We start from the raw sequence: 17,604 nt of genomic DNA on the forward strand, positions 1-17,604 counted from the left end.
GAAGGATTAGTGCGCTTCTTTCTGCTGGGTAAATTTCAGCTCAATCAGGGCTATCGCTTTTTGAATCGCGCGGCGAGTTACCGGGTCAACGGCAGCAGGATGGCTGGTAAAGTCGATGGTTTTCAGCTGTTCTGACATCTTTTCACGGACTTCAACCGGCGCAATCACATCAATCACGTCGAGAATTTGTTTGATAACCAGCTGGCACGCCACGACGTCGGAAACCAGTTCCTGATCGGCAGAGAGTTGTTCGGCCATTTTAATCTCCTGTTTTATTTGCGCGACAGTCTACCTGCCCCGCTCCGTGCGAGGCAACAGTCCATTCGGCGTAAAATCCCTAAGGCGGGGAAAAAAGCCCCCATGGATTTACTTTTCAAACTGCCAACAGGCAACCCGATGCCCCGGAGAGATCTCCTGCATTTGCGGAGGCTGCCGATGGCATTTCTCCATCGCACGTGGGCAACGGTTAGCAAATTTACAGCCTGTATATTCACCAATCCCCCCGGCAGTTTCGCCTTTTAGCCCGCCCTGCTCCAGCATTTGTACATGCGGGTCGGCGAGAGGAATAGACGCCAGCAGCGCCCGGGTGTAAGGGTGAGCCGGCTGGTTATACAGCGTTTCTGCCGGAGCCTCCTCCACCAGCGAGCCGAGGTACATCACGCCAATGCGGTCAGAAATATGGCGCACCATCGACAGATCGTGAGCGATAAACAGGTAGGTCAGGCCTGATGCCTGCTGCAGATCCTGCAAAAGATTCACCACCTGCGCCTGCACTGACACGTCGAGCGCGGACAGCGGTTCATCGCAAAGAATGAACTCGGGGTTCACCGACAGCGCGCGAGCAATACTGATACGCTGGCGCTGCCCGCCGCTGAACTCGTGAGGAAAACGATCGAGGTGCTCACGGCTTAACCCCACCTGCCCCAGCAGCTCCAGCGTTCGACTTTTCCGCCGTTCAGCATCGTAGCCGTGAATACGCATCGGTTCGGCAATCAGCTGCTGCACCGTCATGCCTGGATTCAGTGAGGAATAAGGATCCTGAAAAACGGCCTGCATCCGGCGGCGGACGGGTTTCAGCTGACGTTCGCTTAGCCCGGCAATGTTTTGCCCGTCAAACTCAATCTCACCTTCGGTAATGTCGAACAGCCGCAACAGGCTTCGGCCTAGCGTTGACTTGCCGCAGCCCGACTCTCCGACCAGGCCGTAAGTTTCCCCTGGATAAATATCAAAACTGACGCCGTCCACGGCCTTTACCGTCGTGCGTGGCCCGAACCAGCCCCGGTCAGAGGTGAAATGTTTACTCAGGTTGCGGACGCTAATCAGTGGAATAACCTCAGGCATGAGCCACCTCTTTTTCCCACAGCCAGCAGCTAACTTCGTGACCATCGGCGAAAGTGTGTTTAGGTGCCGCCTTATCACAAACGGCCATGCGTTGCGGACAGCGAGCGGCAAATGGACAGCCCGCAGGGGGATTCAGCAAGCCGGGCGGGCTCCCTTCTATCGGAGACAAGCGTTCTTCACTGCCGTCGGGGCGGGGCAGCGATGCCAGCAGGCCACGCGTGTAGGGATGCGAGGGGCGATAAAAAATAGCCTCTACACTTCCCTGTTCCATCACCAGCCCGCCGTACATCACAACCACCCGCGAGCACACCTGCGCCACCACGCCTAAATCATGCGTTATCAGCAAAATTGCGGTATCCGTCTGCTGCTGAAGCTGTTTAAGCAGCCGCAGGATCTGCGCCTGGATTGTCACGTCCAGCGCGGTAGTCGGCTCGTCGGCAATCAGTAAAGACGGATGGCACGACAGCGCGATGGCAATCATTACCCGCTGGCGCATGCCGCCGCTAAATTCGTGCGGGTATTGGTCGTAGCGTTTTTCCGGCTGGCTAATGCCCACCTGCCCGAGCATCGCAATCGCCTTCTCTTTAGCCGCCTTTTTGCTCAGGCGTTGATGACGAATAAGGATTTCACTCATCTGCCGCCCGATGCTCAGCACCGGGTTCAACGCGGTCATCGGATCCTGAAAAATCATCGCTATCTCACTGCCGCGAAGATGGCGCATTTGCTCCGGCGTTTTGCGGGCCAGATCTTCGCCCTGAAAGCGAATATGGCCCCCCACTATCCTGCCGTGGCTCCCCAGCAAATTGATAACCGATTTGCAGGTGACGCTTTTCCCACAGCCAGACTCGCCGACGATGCCCACGACTTCTCCACGCCGCACGCTGAAGGTGACGCCACGCACCGCATGAACTTCGCCGTCGCGGGTAAAGAAGGATGTTTTCAGACTATCGATTTCAAGCAGGTTACTCATCGCGGTTTGCTCCCGGCTCAAAGACGGTGCGGAACACATCGCCCAGCACGTTAAAGCTCAGCACCGTCAGCAGGATCAGCACGCCGGGGAACATGGCAAGCCAGGACGCTTCACCGATGTAAGACTGGGCGTTATTCAGCATGCTGCCCCAGGAGGCATTTGGCTGCTGTACGCCAAGACCAAGAAAGCTCAATGTAGACTCCATTAAAATAGCGGAGGCGATATTCAGGGTCGCCGCCACGATAATCGTCGGCAAAATATTGGGGATAATATGGCGGGCGATAATCAGCAACGGATGCTCACCGGAGGCACGCGCGTAAACCACGTACTCACGCTCTTTTAGCGTCAAGGTTTCTGCGCGAACCAGGCGCGACATGTTCATCCAGGTCAGCGCGCTGATGATCAGGATAATGTTAGCTATGCCGGGCTTCAGGTAAGCATTGAGCACCAGCAGCAGGAAAAAGGCCGGGATCGACATGAGTATGTCCACCAGCCTCATCAGCAGGTTGTCTATTTTACCCCCGAAGTAGCCGCTGACCGTGCCCACCAGCGTGCCGATAAGCGTGGAGAACAGCATCGCCAGAAACCCAACCATCAGGGAAATCTGCCCGCCGTAAAGCGCACGCGTAAAGTAGTCCCTGCCGTACTCATCCGTGCCAAACCAGTGCCCGGTATCCGGCGGCAGCATGCGCGCCTGGAGCGACATCTGGTTTGGGTCCCAGGGGCTAAAGAATGCCGACAATGACGCCAGGGCAAAAAGCACCAACACCGCCAGCGAACACTGCGCGGGACGGCTGTGTTTCATGCCCTGTTTAACCTGTGTCCATCTTCTGCTCATCATTACCTCAGCGCCTTAATGCGCGGGTCCGCCACGCGATACAGAAGATCGGCCAGTAAATTTCCCGCAATCAGCATCAAAGAAGAAAGCAGGATAATGGCCATGATCAGCGGGTAGTCCAGGGAGGTGATGGACTGGATCCCCAGCAGCCCCATCCCCGGCCAGGAAAAGACGCTTTCCGTGACGTAAGCCCCCACGATCAGCTCGCCAAAGGAAAGACCAAACAGCGTAATCACCGGCAGCAGCACGTTCTTAAGCACGTGACGGAACAGAATGGCACTGCGGGTCGCACCGTAGGCGAGCTGGGTTTGCACGTAGTCGGCGGACAGCTGGCTAATGGTATTAGATCGGATATAGCGCACGTAGCTGGAAAGGTTGTAAAAGGTCAGTGCAATACAGGGCAGAATGCCGTGGCGCACAACATCAAGCCACGAATCTTCCATGCCAATCGTTCTCATCCCCATGCTGGGCAGCCAGTTTAGCTGCACCGAAAACACGGTAATCAGCAGGATGCCAAACCAGAAAATCGGTACCGAAATACCCACGTAGGCAAAGAGATTCAACACGTGATCCAGCCAGCGGTGTTTAAACGCGCCCGCCAGCAGCCCAAGGGGGATCGCCAGCACAATCGCCAGCAGCAGTGACGCGCCCATCAGGCCAAGCGTGGCCGGAATGCGTTCGGCAATCATCGTCAGCACCGGACGGTGATAAATCAGCGAGTAGCCCAGGTCGCCCTGCAGCAGATTTTTCAACCACAGCAGATACTGCACCGGCAGCGGTTTATCCAGGCCCATACTTTGACGAATACGTTCGATATCATCCGGGCTCATGCGCGGCGTGATATACGCCTGAACAGGGTCGCCCGGAGCAAGCTTTACCAGTAAAAAAGAGACCAGCGAGATAAAAAGCAGCATCGGGAACAGCTGCAGTAAACGCCGGAAAAGAAGGTTATTCATATTTTTACCGCCCTCGCCCTGCCGCCGCGCCGTAAGAGCACGCCAGGGCGAGGGTCATTCCCTGTTATTGTTGATAAATCTTCGACAGATCCTGGAACATATAAACAGGCTTAGGCTCCGCCTCTTTTGTGCCGCCAAAACGTTTATCCACCGCCACGACCGCGTTGGTGTAGGCAACAGGATACCAGGCCATATCATTGGCTACGGTTTGCTGAATTTGTTTGTAGATGGCCGCACGCTTGACGGCATCCGTTTCGGAAGCCCCCTGCTCCCACAGCGCATCAAACGCCGGGTTCTTATAGTGTGCGTAGTTATAGGCTTCGTTGCTCATGTACAGCGACTTATAGCCGTCCGGCTCTGACCCCATGATGTATCCGCCCAGGCTTAGCTCCCAGGCCGTATTCTTCATGTCCTGGCTACGCTGCGACATCGCGTTAGCGTCCAGGGCCAGCAGCTCTACGTTGATGCCAATCGCCTTGAGCTGCTGCTGAATATAAAGCCCCATACTTTCCTGGGTTTTATTGCTGTTGATGTAAGCCAGGCGCAGCTTCAGGCCGTCCGGCTGCCCGGAGGCTTTAAGCAGCGCTTTGGCTTTTTCAATATCGAACTTGTACGGCTCAACGTCGCTGGTCTGGTAGAGGGTATCCGGGGTCAGGATAGAAGCCGCAGGCCTGGCGTAGTCGAATGAGGTAAATGCCGTTTGTACCAGATCGTCTTTATTCAGGGCGTAAGCAATGGCCTGGCGAAGATCCTTGCTTTTCATGCTGTCGACGTTCTGGTTAAAGGTCATATAGGCCAGACGACCTTCCGGGTAGATAACAAAATCAAACTTGCCGGTGGCCTTCAGGCGCGAGACGTCCTGCGGGTCAACCATCTTAAGGTTGATTTCACCGTTCTGTAGCGCAAGGTTGGCCGAGTTAGCATCCTTGGCAAAGCGATAAGTGACCGAGTCCAGCTTCGGTTTACCGTTCCAGTAGTCGTCAAAACGCGTCAGGGCGTAGTACTGCCCGGCGCGGTACTCTTTAAATTTGAACGGGCCGGATCCGACAGGTGCCTCGTTGCGGGCGCTCTTTTCGAGATCGCCTTTTTCACTGTCGAAGATATGCTGCGGGATCGGGAAGATTTGCACCAGCGTACCGGCAAAGGCGGCGCTCACCTGCGGCAGGGTAAATTTCACCGTCAGCGGATCCACCTTGCTCACGCTAAGAGGCTTGTTGCCATAGACAAACATGCTGCGGAAGAAGCTGTGCTGTTTTTCATCCAGCAGCTTATTAAAGGTGAACACCACGTCATCGGCGGTAATGGCCTGACCGTCCTGCCATTTCAGGCCGGACTTCAGCTTCAGCGTCCAGGAGAGATTATCCGCAGACGGCGTCAGGCTTTCCGCCAGGCCCCACTCGATTTTGTCCCCGTTGTAGCTGTATAACGGCGAATAAAGCGCCTGCATAATCGTTAACGTAGTACGGTCGCTGGCGTACAGCGGGTTGATGGCCAACGGATCGCCGGACGTGATGCCGATAATCAGGCTGCCGCCCTGCTTTGCTTCTTTTGCCGGGGCAGGTGCGGCCGCGGTTTCTTTTTTGGCGTCATCACAGCCGCTTAATGCCAGGGCCAGCGCGGCGACCAGCGCCGACAATACCAGAGGTTTACGCATTGCTTCAGAAACTCCTTGCTTAATAAGAGCCCGCATAGTGCGACACTCACTATCGCTTGTAAATGTGCCTAAAAAGCATAAGCTTAGCCAAATTTTGACTATCCGCATGGCGCCTGAGCGCAACGCCTGAAGGGAATACTATTTAACCGGCACACGTCACATAATTTTCGTCACCTCACCGCGTACAGGCGTAAAAAAAGCAGCCATCTGGCTGCTTTATCACTTCATTCGTTTCAGCTTCCGCTGCCGCTCAGGCGGAACATCGCCACCACATCGTGCAGATGGTGCGCCTGTTTCTCCAGCTCGCCGGAGGACAGCACCGACTTCTGCACCAGGTTAACGTTCTGCTGCGTTACGCTGTCCATCTCTCGCACGGCCACGCCCACCTGCCCGATCCCCTGGCTTTGCTCAACCGATGCGCTGGCAATCTCGCCCATAATATCGTTGACCTGCTTCACGGCCTTGAGGATCTCGTCCATCGCTTCCCCGGCCTTTTTCACCTGCTGCGAGCCGGTGTGAATATTGCTGACCGACTCATTCAGCAACGTTTCAATCTCTTTTGCTGCCCCGGCACTGCGGCTGGCCAGGTTACGCACTTCGCTGGCAACGACCGCAAACCCTTTGCCCTGCTCCCCCGCTCTTGCCGCCTCGACCGCCGCGTTCAGCGCCAGGATGTTGGTCTGGAACGCAATGCTGTTAATCACCGTGGTGATATCGACGATTTTATTCGCGCTGCTGGCAATAACATCCATTGTCTTCACCACCTGCTTCACCGATGCACCACCGTTCACCGCCGTGTTGGTGGCGTTCTGCGCGAGATGGCTGGCGTGGTTCGCGTTGTCGGCATTGAGCTTCACCGTACTGTTCAACTGCTCCATGCTGGCGCTGGTCTGCTCCAGCGCGGCGGCCTGCTGCCCGGAACGGGATGACAGGTCGGTATTTACCCCGGAAACCTCGGTGGCACTGGTGCGAATCGCATCGGCGCTGTCCCGGATACGGCTCACCGCCTTTTCCCAGTTATCCTGCATTTGCTGAATAGGCGGCACCATCAGGCCAATGCAGTTACGCCCCAAGTCCGGCAGCGCCGTGGCCAGTTCGCCCCGGGCGAGAACATGCATGTGATTACGGATAGTATTGACCGGCTTCACCAGGCAAAACCACAGGTAGCGTTCGGTAAAAAGGGTAATCGCAATACTAATAGCGATTGAAAGCATCAGCATCAGCTGGGCCATGTTAATCCACGCCAGCTGGTCCGGGCTCAGCGCGAGCTGCTGCTTGAGGTTGTGTAAAAGCCAAAGCGTCGCGCCCGCGACGCTTATCCAGGCTAGCGTCGAAAAGATTTGTATCAGCACCACCATTGCGCGGATTTTGATATTGCGAATCACATTCATCTGTCTGGTTCCCCGGTCAAAAATAAAATGCACCTCCTGTGCGGCTTTAGCGGCACGCGTCCTGATTTATTCCCTCGTATACCTGCATAAGTGAAATTAAACCGCGCCGTAGCGCTATTGTCGGCACGTTTCAGCAAAACTTGACGCGTATTTGATCAAAAAATCGCCGCGCATTTTGTGGGGAATTTACGTTAGGTGAAATGTTTTTATGCCGTAATTTGAATTAAGGATTATTTAAAATTCGAAATTTATGGAATCCGTTGCCCACAGCAGTGAACCGACTTTTCTGGCCGCCCCGCGTGCTACCATAAAAGCGGTTAAGCATGAGGTATTAATAAAGATGAAGCGCATTTATCTGGCCGTTACCGCCCTGTTCCTGGGTGGATGCACCGTAAGCAAAACGCCCGTCCCGCTCAACGCTAACGAGCCAGCCGGCGTTGTTCGCCTCGCCTATAACCTGCCGCCGCTTCAGACGGCGAAAGTAGACAAGTTCCTCGCGCAGTCAACCGCCTCGCGCCAGTGCCAGCAGTGGGGCTATGCCAGCGCGCTCCCTTACGGCAGCGACGTCAAAACCTGTACGACCTACAGCGGCACCCTTTGCCTGAATACCCAGGTTGTGCTGGAGTACCAGTGCCGTGGCGTGAGCGGCCCACAGTATGCGGGCGTCACCAGTAACTGGTAATTCCTGAAAATTTCTCTATTTTTAGTGACATCCAGCCAAAGAGAACCCTGACGCCAATGTAACCCTTCCTGACGATAACTTTCTCGCGCTGCCGTTTTGAAAAACGGCGGCTTGACGCTGTTTATTCATCAGGAACTTACCATGATTCTTTTGCTGCTACGCGCCCTGCGCCAGCACCGCTGGTTCGCGCTACTCGGGCTTGCGCTGCTGTTTTCATCGATTGGCAACGGCCTGACCTACGTTCTGGTCTTCAGCCAACTTTTAAACAGCCATGCCACGCCCGCCTGGCTTTCTCTCGCCTACGTGCTCGCCCTCGCTCCCGGCTTACCCGCCAGCTTCTTTGGCGTGTGGTTATTAAAACGTTGGCCGGCGTTTTCCGTACTTATTCTCGGCGAGGTACTGGGCCTCACAGGCCTGATCCTGCCGGGTATTGCGCTGCTGGTTGACCACCCGGCGATGCTGCTGTTAAGCCAGGCCGCGGCGGCCTTTAGCACAGGTATGACGGTGCCGGTGCTCAGCAAGCTCTTCAAACAAGGATTATCCAAAACACTGATGCCCGCTGCCGCCGGAATTGAAACGCTGGTATTCGCGGCCAACGTGATTTTCGGCGTCGGCATAGGCACGCTGCTGTACGGCCATATCAGCCTTTGGCTTATGCTGTTGATGGATGCATTCAGCTTCACCCTCGCGACCGGTTTGCTATGGCGAGCAGCCGTCTCGTTTACCACGCAGTGTGACGAGGAGCAGGAGTCCGCTCAAGACGAAAGGTTTAGCTGGCGCGGACTGCCGCCGGGGCAAAAACGCAGCCTGCTGTTGCTGCCCAGCCTGGCGCTCGTTGGGGCTCCGGTGATGGCGTTGCTCCCGGCACTTGCGCCCGCATTGCCTGGCGATAACACCGACAACGGGCTCATTCTGCTGTTTGCCCGCAGCGTTGGGCAGCTCTTAGCGCCGCTGGTCCTCAGCGAGAAACAGGTGCGTTACCGCGCCAGCGCCACGTTACCCCTGATGCTGGCGCTCTTACTTTTCACGCTTTGTTATTTCACCGTCGCTGTGTCAGGCAGCCTGTGGATTGCCGTGCCGCTTATCGTTCTCGCCCACCTGTTCAGCAACTGGTTCTATCTGGTGGCAACGCTTAACGTGATGGACAGCTTTCCCCCCGGCCAGGTTGGCGCGGCAATGGCCTCCAGCTGGCGTCTGCAGCTTGGTCTTACCCTCGTCGTCCCGCTGGTCACCGGGATGATTGCAGATCGCTTCCCCGCGCAGTGGGTGCTGCTCGGGAGCGGCATCACCGGGATTATTCTTGCCCTGTTGATGCTCGGTGACTTGCGAAAAACACCAAATTGTAATTTGATAGCGCGGCGGAATCATTCCGCACTTAATTTTAATAATGATGATGACAGTAAGACAGGTGGATAATGGCATTTTATAAAGCAACACTTGCAGGGGCATTAGCCCTGGTGCTGGCGGGCTGTGTGGCCCCGGCAAAAACGACCACGGCGGTTACGGCCCCGGCTAAGCAGTGCCAGGTCGGCGACGCAATGACGCAAACCACGCTCTATTTCGGCATTAGCCGCCCATCCGGCGCGATAATTACCGCGAACGAGTGGCGTAGCTTTGTGGATAAAGACGTCACCCCACGTTTCCGCGAAGGGCTGACTGAGTATGACGCCAAAGGCCAGTGGCTGAATGCGAAAGGCGAAGTGACGCACGAACCGAGCAAGGCGATTATGCTGATCCGCGGCAGCGATGCTGAGAGCAGTAAGAAGGTTGACGAGCTGCGTGCTATCTATAAAACCCGCTTTGCGCAGGAATCTGTGATGCGCGTTGACCAGCCGGTCTGTGCCGCATTCTGATCGTTCTTCGTTAAACAAACGGCGGTTTCCCCGCCGTTTTATTTTACAGTACCAGGCCGGCAAACGCCGCCGACAGCAGGCTGACCAGCGTCGCGCCGTAAACCAGGCGAAGGCCAAAGCGAGAAACCACGTTCCCCTGCTTTTCATTCAGCCCTTTAATGGCGCCGGCCACAATCCCGATTGAAGCAAAGTTAGCAAACGACACCAGGAAGACGGACAGGATCCCGAGGCCACGCGGCGACAGCGTTGCCATGATCTTTTGCAGCTCAATCATCGCCACAAATTCGTTAGCCACAAGCTTGGTTGCCATAATTCCGGCCGCCTTCAGCGCATCCGCCTGAGGAATACCCACCAGCCAGGCAAACGGATAGAACACGTAGCCAAGAATTTGCTGGAAGCTCATGCCAAAGACCGTGGCAAACAGCGCGTTAACGGCGCTGATAAGCGCAATAAAACCAATCAGCATCGCCAGAATAATCATCGCTACCTTGAAACCCGCGAGGATGTACTCCCCCAGCATCTCGAAGAAGCTCTGCGACTCGTGCATCTTCTCAAGCTTAATTTCTGGCTCAGCGCCCGGACGAGTCGGGTTAATGATCGACAGGATAATAAAGGCGCTGAACATATTCAGAATCAGCGCAGCCACCACGTACTTCGGCTCCAGCATCGTCATGTAGGCCCCGACGATCGACAGCGAAACGGTGGACATTGCCGTGGCGGCCATAGTGAACAGGCGGCGAGAACTCAGGTCGCCCAGCACGCCCTTGTAGGCAATGAAGTTTTCTGACTGGCCCAGAATCAACGAGCTGACGGCGTTAAAGGACTCCAGCTTGCCCATGCCGTTCACTTTTGAAAGCAGCGTGCCGACGATGCGAATAATAATAGGCAGAATGCGGAAGTGCTGAAGAATACCGATCAGCGCAGAGATAAAGATTATCGGACACAGCACGCCGAGGAAGATAAAGGCCAGCCCGGCTTTGCTCATTCCGCCGAAGACGAAATCACTGCCCTGTCCGGCAAAGGTCAGAAGGTGACCAAAGAAACCGGACACGCCGTTAATCACCCACAGCCCGCTGTCGGAGTGCAGGAAGAAGAAAGCCAGCAGGCCTTCAATAACGATAAGTTGTAACAAATAGCGGAGACGGATGGTTTTACGATCGAAGCTCACCAGCCACGCCAGCCCCATGATGACAACAAGTGCGAGAAGAAAATGAAGAATATTCATGTGCAGTCTAGTTTTGAAAGAAACGTATTTAGCCACACCTCCTGCGCCAGGTAAATGGCGGGCATAAGAATATTTAGCCATAAGTTTTTCCAATGACAACATACGCTTACTCTTAGCATGGTTATCATTTCAACCGCAGAATATGACGAGTTTATTACCCATTACATTGGCGCATAATAAAGAAACGGAACAAGATTAATTCTCATTATTAATTCGCAACGTCACAAATAAAATAATAGTAACAACCATTCTCATTACACTAATATAATTAACATTTTCTTTGCATTCGGGAAAATAAATAATTAAAGTAGCGCCATATTAACGCCCCCACAAATTATGGAGCCTGTGATGCTGAAGACGGAAATGATTGAAAAACTGAACGAGCAGATGAACCTTGAACTCTACTCCTCCCTGCTCTATCAGCAGATGAGCGCCTGGTGCAGCTATCACAGCTTTGAAGGGGCTGCCGCCTTCCTGCGCCGTCATGCTCAGGAAGAGATGGAGCATATGCAGCGTCTGTTTGCTTATTTAAATGATACCGGGAGCATGCCGCGCATTAACGCCATTCAGTCCCCGTATTTAGAATATGCTTCGCTGGATGAATTATTTAAAGCCACCTACGAGCATGAGCAGTTAATTACTCGTCAGATTAATGAACTGGCACACTCCGCAATGATTTCTCAGGATTATCCAACCTTTAATTTCCTGCAGTGGTATGTTGCCGAGCAGCATGAAGAAGAAAAACTGTTTAAATCCGTGCTGGATAAACTCAGCCTGGTGGGTAAAAGCGGCGAAGGTCTGTACTTCGTTGATAAAGAGCTGGCAACCCTGGACACTCAGGCTTAATTGCCAAGAATTAGCAGGCCTTACGGCCTGCTGTTTCTATTTTAGTGCAGCGAAGCCCCATCGCGCTGGCTGTGCCAGTAGCCATAAAGCGCAAGCGCTGCAGGTTTAATTGCCTCGATGCTTGCCAGAAACGCTTCCGGCGTCAGGTTCTCAAACTGCTCTTCATTCTCTATAAGCCCGTGCAGCGCAATGGCATCCAGCTCAGGCTGAAGCTCAGCAGGCAGCGCAGGCCAGCTTTCCAGTGAAACACCTCGCATATAGCCGTAGCACCACTCTTCAACAATCGTAATTTCACGGTTGTCTACTTCGCTGGTGCCAAACAGCGGCTCAAACTGCCCGGGATATTCTGCCAGACGCTCCGCAATGTCATTCATGTGCTGGAACACGAGGACGTTAAAGCGGGTAAGTTCTTCTTTGGACTCCCACTCAGGCTCAACATCACCGCCCCATACGGCCCGCAGCACGGTGGCAGGCTCGATCGTTTTAGGGCCAGAAAGGACTGCCGTGAGCAACCCATCCAGTTCGGCCACGTCAATCACCGAATGCGCGGTGCCATACTTCAGCAGCACATCATCAAGCCAAATAATTTCGTCTTCGTTCAGCGGTCCCTGGGTCATCTGTGGGCTCCTCATTTCGCGGTTTTAAAAAATGTAGCGCATTGTACCCGTTCCTTGCCCGAAAGGTTATGTTCCATTACGTCGGCGTCAGGCATTCCTTCAGTAAACAGCGGGTTTTATCACAGAGTTGAGGGCTGTGCTGCAGCGCCGGCCACACGCTGCTATGGTCTGAATCAGGCACCGTCAGCAAGGCATGTTTCCCCTGGCCCGAGGCTGAGTCATAAAGCCGCGGCGGGATCTCTGCCGGAATCACCCGATCCTCAGCGGCGGCAATCACCAGAACATTACCGCTAAATTCGGACACAAGCTGCCACGCATCGCTTTCTTCCCAGCTGCGCGGCTGACGAATGATGGTGGAAAATTCAGGCCCAAAATTTACTCGATACGCCGCAGGATGATACACGCCGGGCACCATCAGGATCAGCGCATGCAGAGGAACAAACTTGCTGAGATGCAGCGCGTTGTAAGCGCCCATACTCACGCCCATGCAAGCGGTGAGCTGAGAACCCAAACGATCGGCTATTGCTCTGGCCTGCTCTGTACGACTAATCAGTGAGGAATGAGACAGCTCGCCGCCGGTTTCCCCATGACCGATGCAGTCGAACGCCGTGCTGCCAAAGCCCAGCTCCGCCATCAGATGCCGGTATTTCAAGCCGGCCTCACGGTCTTTTGAGCCACCGTGGATCATCAACACGTGGCCTTTACTGCCGTATATGCTGTCGGCCTGGAGCCTGTGGCCCTGAAAATCAACGTCAAAAGCGTGGCGGGAGGTGGTGTTCATGGCTGCCTGATGGAGTGCGAATGAATGGCTTAGCATGGCATTTTTTAAGGGAAACGGACAAAAAACAAAGGGATTAATTTCAGGCAGGCAAATCGCAGGCAATAAAAAACCACCCGAAGGTGGTTTACACGACACTGCTTATCATTGATTTTATTCTTTTTATTCCCATGGTACCCGGAGCGGGACTTGAACCCGCACAGCCATAAGCCGAGGGATTTTAAATCCCTTGTGTCTACCGATTTCACCATCCGGGCTCGGGAAGAAATTGGAGGCGCGTTCCGGAGTCGAACCGGACTAGACGGATTTGCAATCCGCTACATAACCGCTTTGCTAACGCGCCAAAATCTTTTGCCTTTTCAGGCGGTAACAGAAAACTCTATTACCTGAATCTGGAGCGGGAAACGAGACTCGAACTCGCGACCCCGACCTTGGCAAGGTCGTGCTCTACCAACTGAGCTATTCCCGCATTTTGTACAAGTGACCGTTGGTGGCCGTTAAGCTAATCACTTGATTTTATTATCTTCCGGCTAGCCATGCTGCCTTTCGATGCGTTGCATTCTACTTACCTGACGCAATGAGTCAATGAAATTTTCTAACACCACGAATCGTTTGCTGAATTTTGCGCCGGATAGATCACGGTTCGAGCAAATCGCCGCGTGCCGCAGCAAGATACTGGAACATTGACCAGAAGGTCAGAACCGCAGCCACGAAGAAAAGCGCGATGCCGGTGTATTCGATCCACATGTTCGGCCGCCACAGCATCCCGATCAACGCCAGCATCTGTGCCATGGTTTTGGTTTTGCCAATCCAGGACACCGCCACGCGGCTGCGCTTGCCAATTTCCGCCATCCATTCGCGCAGTGCGGAAATAATAATTTCACGAGCGATCATCGTTGCCGCAGGCAGGGTCACCCACCAGGCATGGTAGTGTTCCGCCACCAGTACTAAAGCCACGACCACCATCACCTTATCAGCAACCGGGTCAAGGAATGCGCCAAAGCGCGTGCTCTGGTTCCAGCGACGCGCCAGGAAACCGTCAAACCAGTCGGTGATAGCCGCCAGCCAGAAGATGAACGCGCAAAGGAACGGGCCCCAATTGAACGGCAGATAAAACGCCAGCACAAAGAACGGGATAAGGATGACACGAAACAGCGTGAGCAGTGTTGGGATATTGAATCGCATAGTGCCAGTTAACTATCTGTCATAAGTGGAAATTGTCTCTATGTTGCTACAGAGCCCTTAATGTTTCAACGAGTAGTAGATCTTTTCTGCCAATGCCTGCGAGATGCCCGGCACTTTTGCGATCTCCTCGATAGAGGCATTGATTAACGGTTGCAATCCGCCCATATACTTCAGCAACATCTGGCGGCGTTTAGGTCCGATCCCTTCGATGGTTTCCAACGAGCTGGTACTTTTCACCTTAGCGCGTTTTTTACGGTGCCCGGAAATCGCATGATCGTGTGAATCATCACGGATGTGCTGGATCACATGCAGTGCCGGAGAATCCGGCGGCAAAGAGAACCCCTCACCTTCCGGTTCGAAGAACAGCGTTTCCAGCCCTGCTTTACGGTCGCTGCCTTTTGCCACGCCAAGCAATAAAGGATGGTGTTTGTCCCAGGGCACGTCCAGCCCGGCAAATACGGACTTCGCCTGCCCCAGCTGCCCCTTCCCGCCGTCTATCAGGATAACGTCGGGTATTTTGCTTTCTTCTATGGCCTTGCCGTAGCGACGACGCAGCACCTGGTTCATGGCGGCATAATCATCGCCCGGCGTAATGCCGGTAATATTATAGCGGCGATATTCAGACCGCAGCGGACCGTTGCTGTCAAAAACAACGCAGGAAGCGACGGTTTGCTCCCCCATTGTATGACTGATATCAAAACACTCCATCCGCTTCACTTCCGGAAGTTTTAGCACCTCAGCCAGCGCTTTCAGGCGCTGATGGATAGTGGACTGTTGGGAAAGCCTGGTTACCAGTGCCGTTGCCGCGTTGGTACGCGCCAACTTCAGGTAACGCGCCCGGTCACCGCGAGGTTTGGTTTGCACGTTCACCTTACGGCCCGCCAGCTCGCTCAACGACTCCGCCAGCAGGGATTTATCCGCCAGCGCAAAATCAAGCAGAATTTCAGAAGGCAGCGTGCGCATCTGGCTGCCCTGCAGATAAAACTGGCCGACAAACGTCTCGACAACTTCGCTCAGCTCGGTACCGGCTGGCACCTTAGGGAAGTAGCTACGGCTGCCAAGCACTTTGCCCTGGCGAATAAACAGCACGTGAACGCAGGCCATCCCCGCATCAAACGATACGCCAATAACGTCGAGATCGTCGCCGGTATTGGAAACAAACTGTTTCTCGGTAATGCGCCTTACCGCCTGAATCTGATCGCGGATCCTGGCGGCCTCTTCAAACTCAAGATTTTTGCTCGCCTCTTCCATACGGCCGATAAGCTGCGTCAGCACCTGATCGTCCTTCCCGGCTAAAAACAGACGGACATAATCCACCTGACGAGCATAGTCATCTTCCGTTACCAGACCTGCAACGCAGGGACCGAGACAGCGTCCGATTTGATACTGGAGACAAGGCCGGGAGCGGTTGCGATAAACGCTGTTCTCGCACTGACGAATCGGGAAAACCTTTTGCAGCAGCGCCAGCGTTTCGCGCACGGCATAGCCGTTAGGAAACGGGCCGAAGTATTCACCCTTCGCATGCTTCGCGCCGCGGTGCATGGCCAGCCGCGGGTGGCTGTCCGCGCTCAGGAAGATAAAAGGATAGGATTTATCGTCACGCAGCAGCACGTTGTAGCGAGGCTGATAGAGCTTGATGTAGTTGTGCTCTAACAGCAGGGCTTCGGTTTCGGTGTGGGTCACCGTGACGTCGATGTGGTGAATCAACGCCACCAGCGCCTCGGTTTTGCGGCTCGCGAGGTTTGTACGGAAGTAGCTGGAAAGGCGTTTTTTCAGGTCTTTGGCTTTGCCGACGTAGATAACGGTGCTGCCGGCATCGTACATGCGATAGACGCCGGGCTTGCTGGTTACCGTCTTGAGAAAAGCCCGGGAATCGAAAGTGTCACTCACTACTGATTAACGTCTCCGCGTTGAATAACCCATGGCGGATAGCCAGGTGTGTCAGCTCAACGTCGCCGCTGATATTCAGTTTACTAAACATCCGATAGCGGTAGCTGTTCACCGTTTTAGGGCTGAGATTAAGCTGCTCAGAGATCTCATTGACCTTCTGGCCTTTGGTGATCATCAGCATAATCTGTAATTCACGCTCAGACAAACTGGCGAAGGGGGATTCCGCCTCGGGCTCTATCTGGCTTAAGGCCATCTGCTGGGCAATGTCGGAGGCGATGTAACGCTGGCCCGCATTGACGGAGCGAATCGCGTTAACCACGTCCTGAGGCGCCGCGCCTTTGCTCAGGTAACCTGCCGCGCCGGCCTGCATCACTTTCGCAGGCAGCGGATTCTCGGTATGGATAGTCAACATGATAACTTTGATATCTGAAGAGTAACGGGCAATCTTACGGGTGGCTTCCAGGCCGCCGATCCCCGGCATATTCATATCCATTAACACGACATCGACCGGGTTGCTGCGGCACCATTTAATGGCATCCTCACCGCAGTTCGCTTCACCCGAGACTTTGATGCCTTTAATCTCTTCCAGAATGCGTCGTATCCCTGCGCGCACCAGTTCGTGGTCATCAACAAGAAGAACGTTGATCAAAGGGCTATTCTCCAGAAAGGGATAACGCTGCTGATAGCTAATTGGTCATATATTAACGTTTTTCTGGCAACATTAAAATCCAAATTGCAGTGAGCACGTTGTGCTACCTTAAAAGGAGAATATATCTTTACTTTCGGGAGCGTTTCTGCGGCACACATCAACTTTCTAAAATCCAGCGGCTCGCTATTATTCTCTGATTAAAAAACAGCTAATTACCTGAATGAGATCATTATCGAGAATGAAAATCGTATTCTCTCGATTTATTTAACGTTAGTTAAACGAGAACGAAACAAATTGTTTTTACTCCCCTCACCCACCGCCACGAATAACCTCTGCGCGTATTGTTTATTACCGTAAACATTCGCACGCCTTTCCACGGCTGAACATGAATAATTTTTTCAAAGCTTATGGTATACTCCGCCGCCTTATGAATATCACGGTGCATAATGGCAAGCATTCGTACTAACTAAGCATTGAGGAAAGTAAATGAGCACTCCTGATTTTTCCACCGCCGACAACACCAGCGAACTGGCACAAGAAGTCACCTGTCTGAAAACGCTGTTAACCCTGATGCTGCAGGCTATGGGCCAGGCTGATGCGGGCCGAGTTATCCTGAAAATGGAAAAACAGATCGCTCAGTTGGAAGACCAGGCTCAGGCTGAAGTATTCGGTAATACCGTTCAGCAAATTAAACAGGCTTACCGTCAATAAGCCGGGGCGGCTGGCAGA

Annotated in this window: 18 protein-coding genes and 3 tRNA genes; 5 read left to right on the forward strand and 16 right to left on the reverse strand. The window is 54.0% G+C overall.

Annotation, left to right across the window (positions count from 1 at the left end):
- Nucleotides 1-6: 6 nt before the first annotated feature.
- The 7 genes from ACE38U_RS01460 to ACE38U_RS01490 form a co-directional block, all read right to left on the reverse strand.
- Nucleotides 7-258, reverse strand: coding sequence for a DUF2766 family protein (locus ACE38U_RS01460; RefSeq protein ID WP_038481723.1), 252 nt, complete (start codon nucleotides 256-258; stop codon nucleotides 7-9).
- Nucleotides 259-366: 108 nt separating this feature from the next.
- Nucleotides 367-1,341 (reverse strand): ABC transporter ATP-binding protein, encoded by a 975-nt coding sequence (locus ACE38U_RS01465; RefSeq protein ID WP_375529019.1) that lies wholly within the window; start codon nucleotides 1,339-1,341, stop codon nucleotides 367-369.
- Nucleotides 1,334-2,311, reverse strand: a complete 978-nt coding sequence (locus ACE38U_RS01470) for an ABC transporter ATP-binding protein (RefSeq protein WP_375529020.1) — start codon at nucleotides 2,309-2,311, stop codon at nucleotides 1,334-1,336. Before ACE38U_RS01470 ends, ACE38U_RS01465 begins: the two co-directional genes overlap by 8 nt.
- A complete protein-coding gene (locus ACE38U_RS01475) occupies nucleotides 2,304-3,116 on the reverse strand; it encodes an ABC transporter permease (RefSeq protein ID WP_375529021.1) in 813 nt (270 codons plus the stop codon). Before ACE38U_RS01475 ends, ACE38U_RS01470 begins: the two co-directional genes overlap by 8 nt.
- Before the next feature lie 35 nt (nucleotides 3,117-3,151).
- The gene (locus ACE38U_RS01480) at nucleotides 3,152-4,105 is read right to left on the reverse strand and encodes an ABC transporter permease (RefSeq protein ID WP_038481711.1); all 954 of its coding nucleotides are present in this window, start codon (nucleotides 4,103-4,105) and stop codon (nucleotides 3,152-3,154) included.
- 64 nt (nucleotides 4,106-4,169) lie between these two features.
- Complete coding sequence (locus ACE38U_RS01485; RefSeq protein ID WP_375529022.1) at nucleotides 4,170-5,759, reverse strand: ABC transporter substrate-binding protein; 1,590 nt, start codon at nucleotides 5,757-5,759, stop codon at nucleotides 4,170-4,172.
- Between the two features lie 233 nt (nucleotides 5,760-5,992).
- Nucleotides 5,993-7,150: a methyl-accepting chemotaxis protein gene (locus ACE38U_RS01490; protein ID WP_375529023.1), complete on the reverse strand. Its 1,158-nt coding sequence runs from the start codon at nucleotides 7,148-7,150 to the stop codon at nucleotides 5,993-5,995.
- A gap of 340 nt (nucleotides 7,151-7,490) precedes the next feature.
- On the opposite strand from ACE38U_RS01490, the gene yecR reads away from it, so the two are divergent.
- The 3 genes from yecR to ACE38U_RS01505 all read left to right on the forward strand — a co-directional run bounded on the left by yecR (nucleotide 7,491) and on the right by ACE38U_RS01505 (nucleotide 9,685).
- On the forward strand, nucleotides 7,491-7,832 hold the full coding sequence (gene yecR, locus ACE38U_RS01495; protein ID WP_375529024.1) for a YecR family lipoprotein: 342 nt from the start codon (nucleotides 7,491-7,493) through the stop codon (nucleotides 7,830-7,832).
- A gap of 141 nt (nucleotides 7,833-7,973) precedes the next feature.
- On the forward strand, nucleotides 7,974-9,248 hold the full coding sequence (locus ACE38U_RS01500; protein ID WP_375529025.1) for an MFS transporter: 1,275 nt from the start codon (nucleotides 7,974-7,976) through the stop codon (nucleotides 9,246-9,248).
- The gene (locus ACE38U_RS01505; RefSeq protein ID WP_038481697.1) at nucleotides 9,248-9,685 is read left to right on the forward strand and encodes a DUF3574 domain-containing protein; all 438 of its coding nucleotides are present in this window, start codon (nucleotides 9,248-9,250) and stop codon (nucleotides 9,683-9,685) included. The genes ACE38U_RS01500 and ACE38U_RS01505 overlap by 1 nt, the downstream gene beginning before the upstream one ends.
- A 43-nt stretch (nucleotides 9,686-9,728) precedes the next feature.
- On the opposite strand, the gene ACE38U_RS01510 is transcribed toward ACE38U_RS01505, so the two are convergent.
- Nucleotides 9,729-10,910: a NupC/NupG family nucleoside CNT transporter gene (locus ACE38U_RS01510; protein WP_375529130.1), complete on the reverse strand. Its 1,182-nt coding sequence runs from the start codon at nucleotides 10,908-10,910 to the stop codon at nucleotides 9,729-9,731.
- Between the two features lie 348 nt (nucleotides 10,911-11,258).
- Between ACE38U_RS01510 and ftnA the strand changes: the two genes are divergently transcribed.
- Nucleotides 11,259-11,756: a non-heme ferritin gene (gene ftnA, locus ACE38U_RS01515; RefSeq protein WP_038481694.1), complete on the forward strand. Its 498-nt coding sequence runs from the start codon at nucleotides 11,259-11,261 to the stop codon at nucleotides 11,754-11,756.
- A gap of 41 nt (nucleotides 11,757-11,797) precedes the next feature.
- On the opposite strand, the gene ACE38U_RS01520 is transcribed toward ftnA, so the two are convergent.
- From ACE38U_RS01520 to uvrY, 8 genes are all read right to left on the reverse strand, one after another.
- Nucleotides 11,798-12,373, reverse strand: coding sequence for a UPF0149 family protein (locus ACE38U_RS01520; protein ID WP_052049034.1), 576 nt, complete (start codon nucleotides 12,371-12,373; stop codon nucleotides 11,798-11,800).
- A 76-nt stretch (nucleotides 12,374-12,449) separates the two neighbouring features.
- Nucleotides 12,450-13,154 carry an alpha/beta hydrolase gene (locus ACE38U_RS01525; protein ID WP_375529026.1) on the reverse strand — a complete coding sequence of 235 codons (705 nt, stop codon included), beginning with the start codon at nucleotides 13,152-13,154 and terminating at the stop codon, nucleotides 12,450-12,452.
- A 168-nt stretch (nucleotides 13,155-13,322) separates the two neighbouring features.
- A tRNA-Leu gene (locus ACE38U_RS01530) sits at nucleotides 13,323-13,408 on the reverse strand.
- 12 nt (nucleotides 13,409-13,420) lie between these two features.
- Nucleotides 13,421-13,494: transfer RNA gene (locus tag ACE38U_RS01535), tRNA-Cys, on the reverse strand.
- Nucleotides 13,495-13,544: 50 nt separating this feature from the next.
- A tRNA-Gly gene (locus tag ACE38U_RS01540) sits at nucleotides 13,545-13,620 on the reverse strand.
- A 167-nt stretch (nucleotides 13,621-13,787) separates the two neighbouring features.
- Nucleotides 13,788-14,336, reverse strand: a complete 549-nt coding sequence (pgsA, locus tag ACE38U_RS01545) for a CDP-diacylglycerol--glycerol-3-phosphate 3-phosphatidyltransferase (RefSeq protein ID WP_038481692.1) — start codon at nucleotides 14,334-14,336, stop codon at nucleotides 13,788-13,790.
- 57 nt (nucleotides 14,337-14,393) lie between these two features.
- Nucleotides 14,394-16,226: an excinuclease ABC subunit UvrC gene (uvrC, locus tag ACE38U_RS01550; protein ID WP_038481689.1), complete on the reverse strand. Its 1,833-nt coding sequence runs from the start codon at nucleotides 16,224-16,226 to the stop codon at nucleotides 14,394-14,396.
- Nucleotides 16,219-16,875 carry a UvrY/SirA/GacA family response regulator transcription factor gene (uvrY, locus tag ACE38U_RS01555; protein ID WP_038481686.1) on the reverse strand — a complete coding sequence of 219 codons (657 nt, stop codon included), beginning with the start codon at nucleotides 16,873-16,875 and terminating at the stop codon, nucleotides 16,219-16,221. The genes uvrC and uvrY overlap by 8 nt, the downstream gene beginning before the upstream one ends.
- Nucleotides 16,876-17,361: 486 nt before the next feature.
- On the opposite strand from uvrY, the gene ACE38U_RS01560 reads away from it, so the two are divergent.
- Nucleotides 17,362-17,586 (forward strand): DUF2594 family protein, encoded by a 225-nt coding sequence (locus ACE38U_RS01560; protein ID WP_038481683.1) that lies wholly within the window; start codon nucleotides 17,362-17,364, stop codon nucleotides 17,584-17,586.
- Nucleotides 17,587-17,604 lie beyond the last annotated feature (18 nt).

It is taken from the genome of Cedecea selenatireducens (assembly GCF_042138895.1).
GTDB lineage: Bacteria > Pseudomonadota > Gammaproteobacteria > Enterobacterales > Enterobacteriaceae > Cedecea > Cedecea selenatireducens.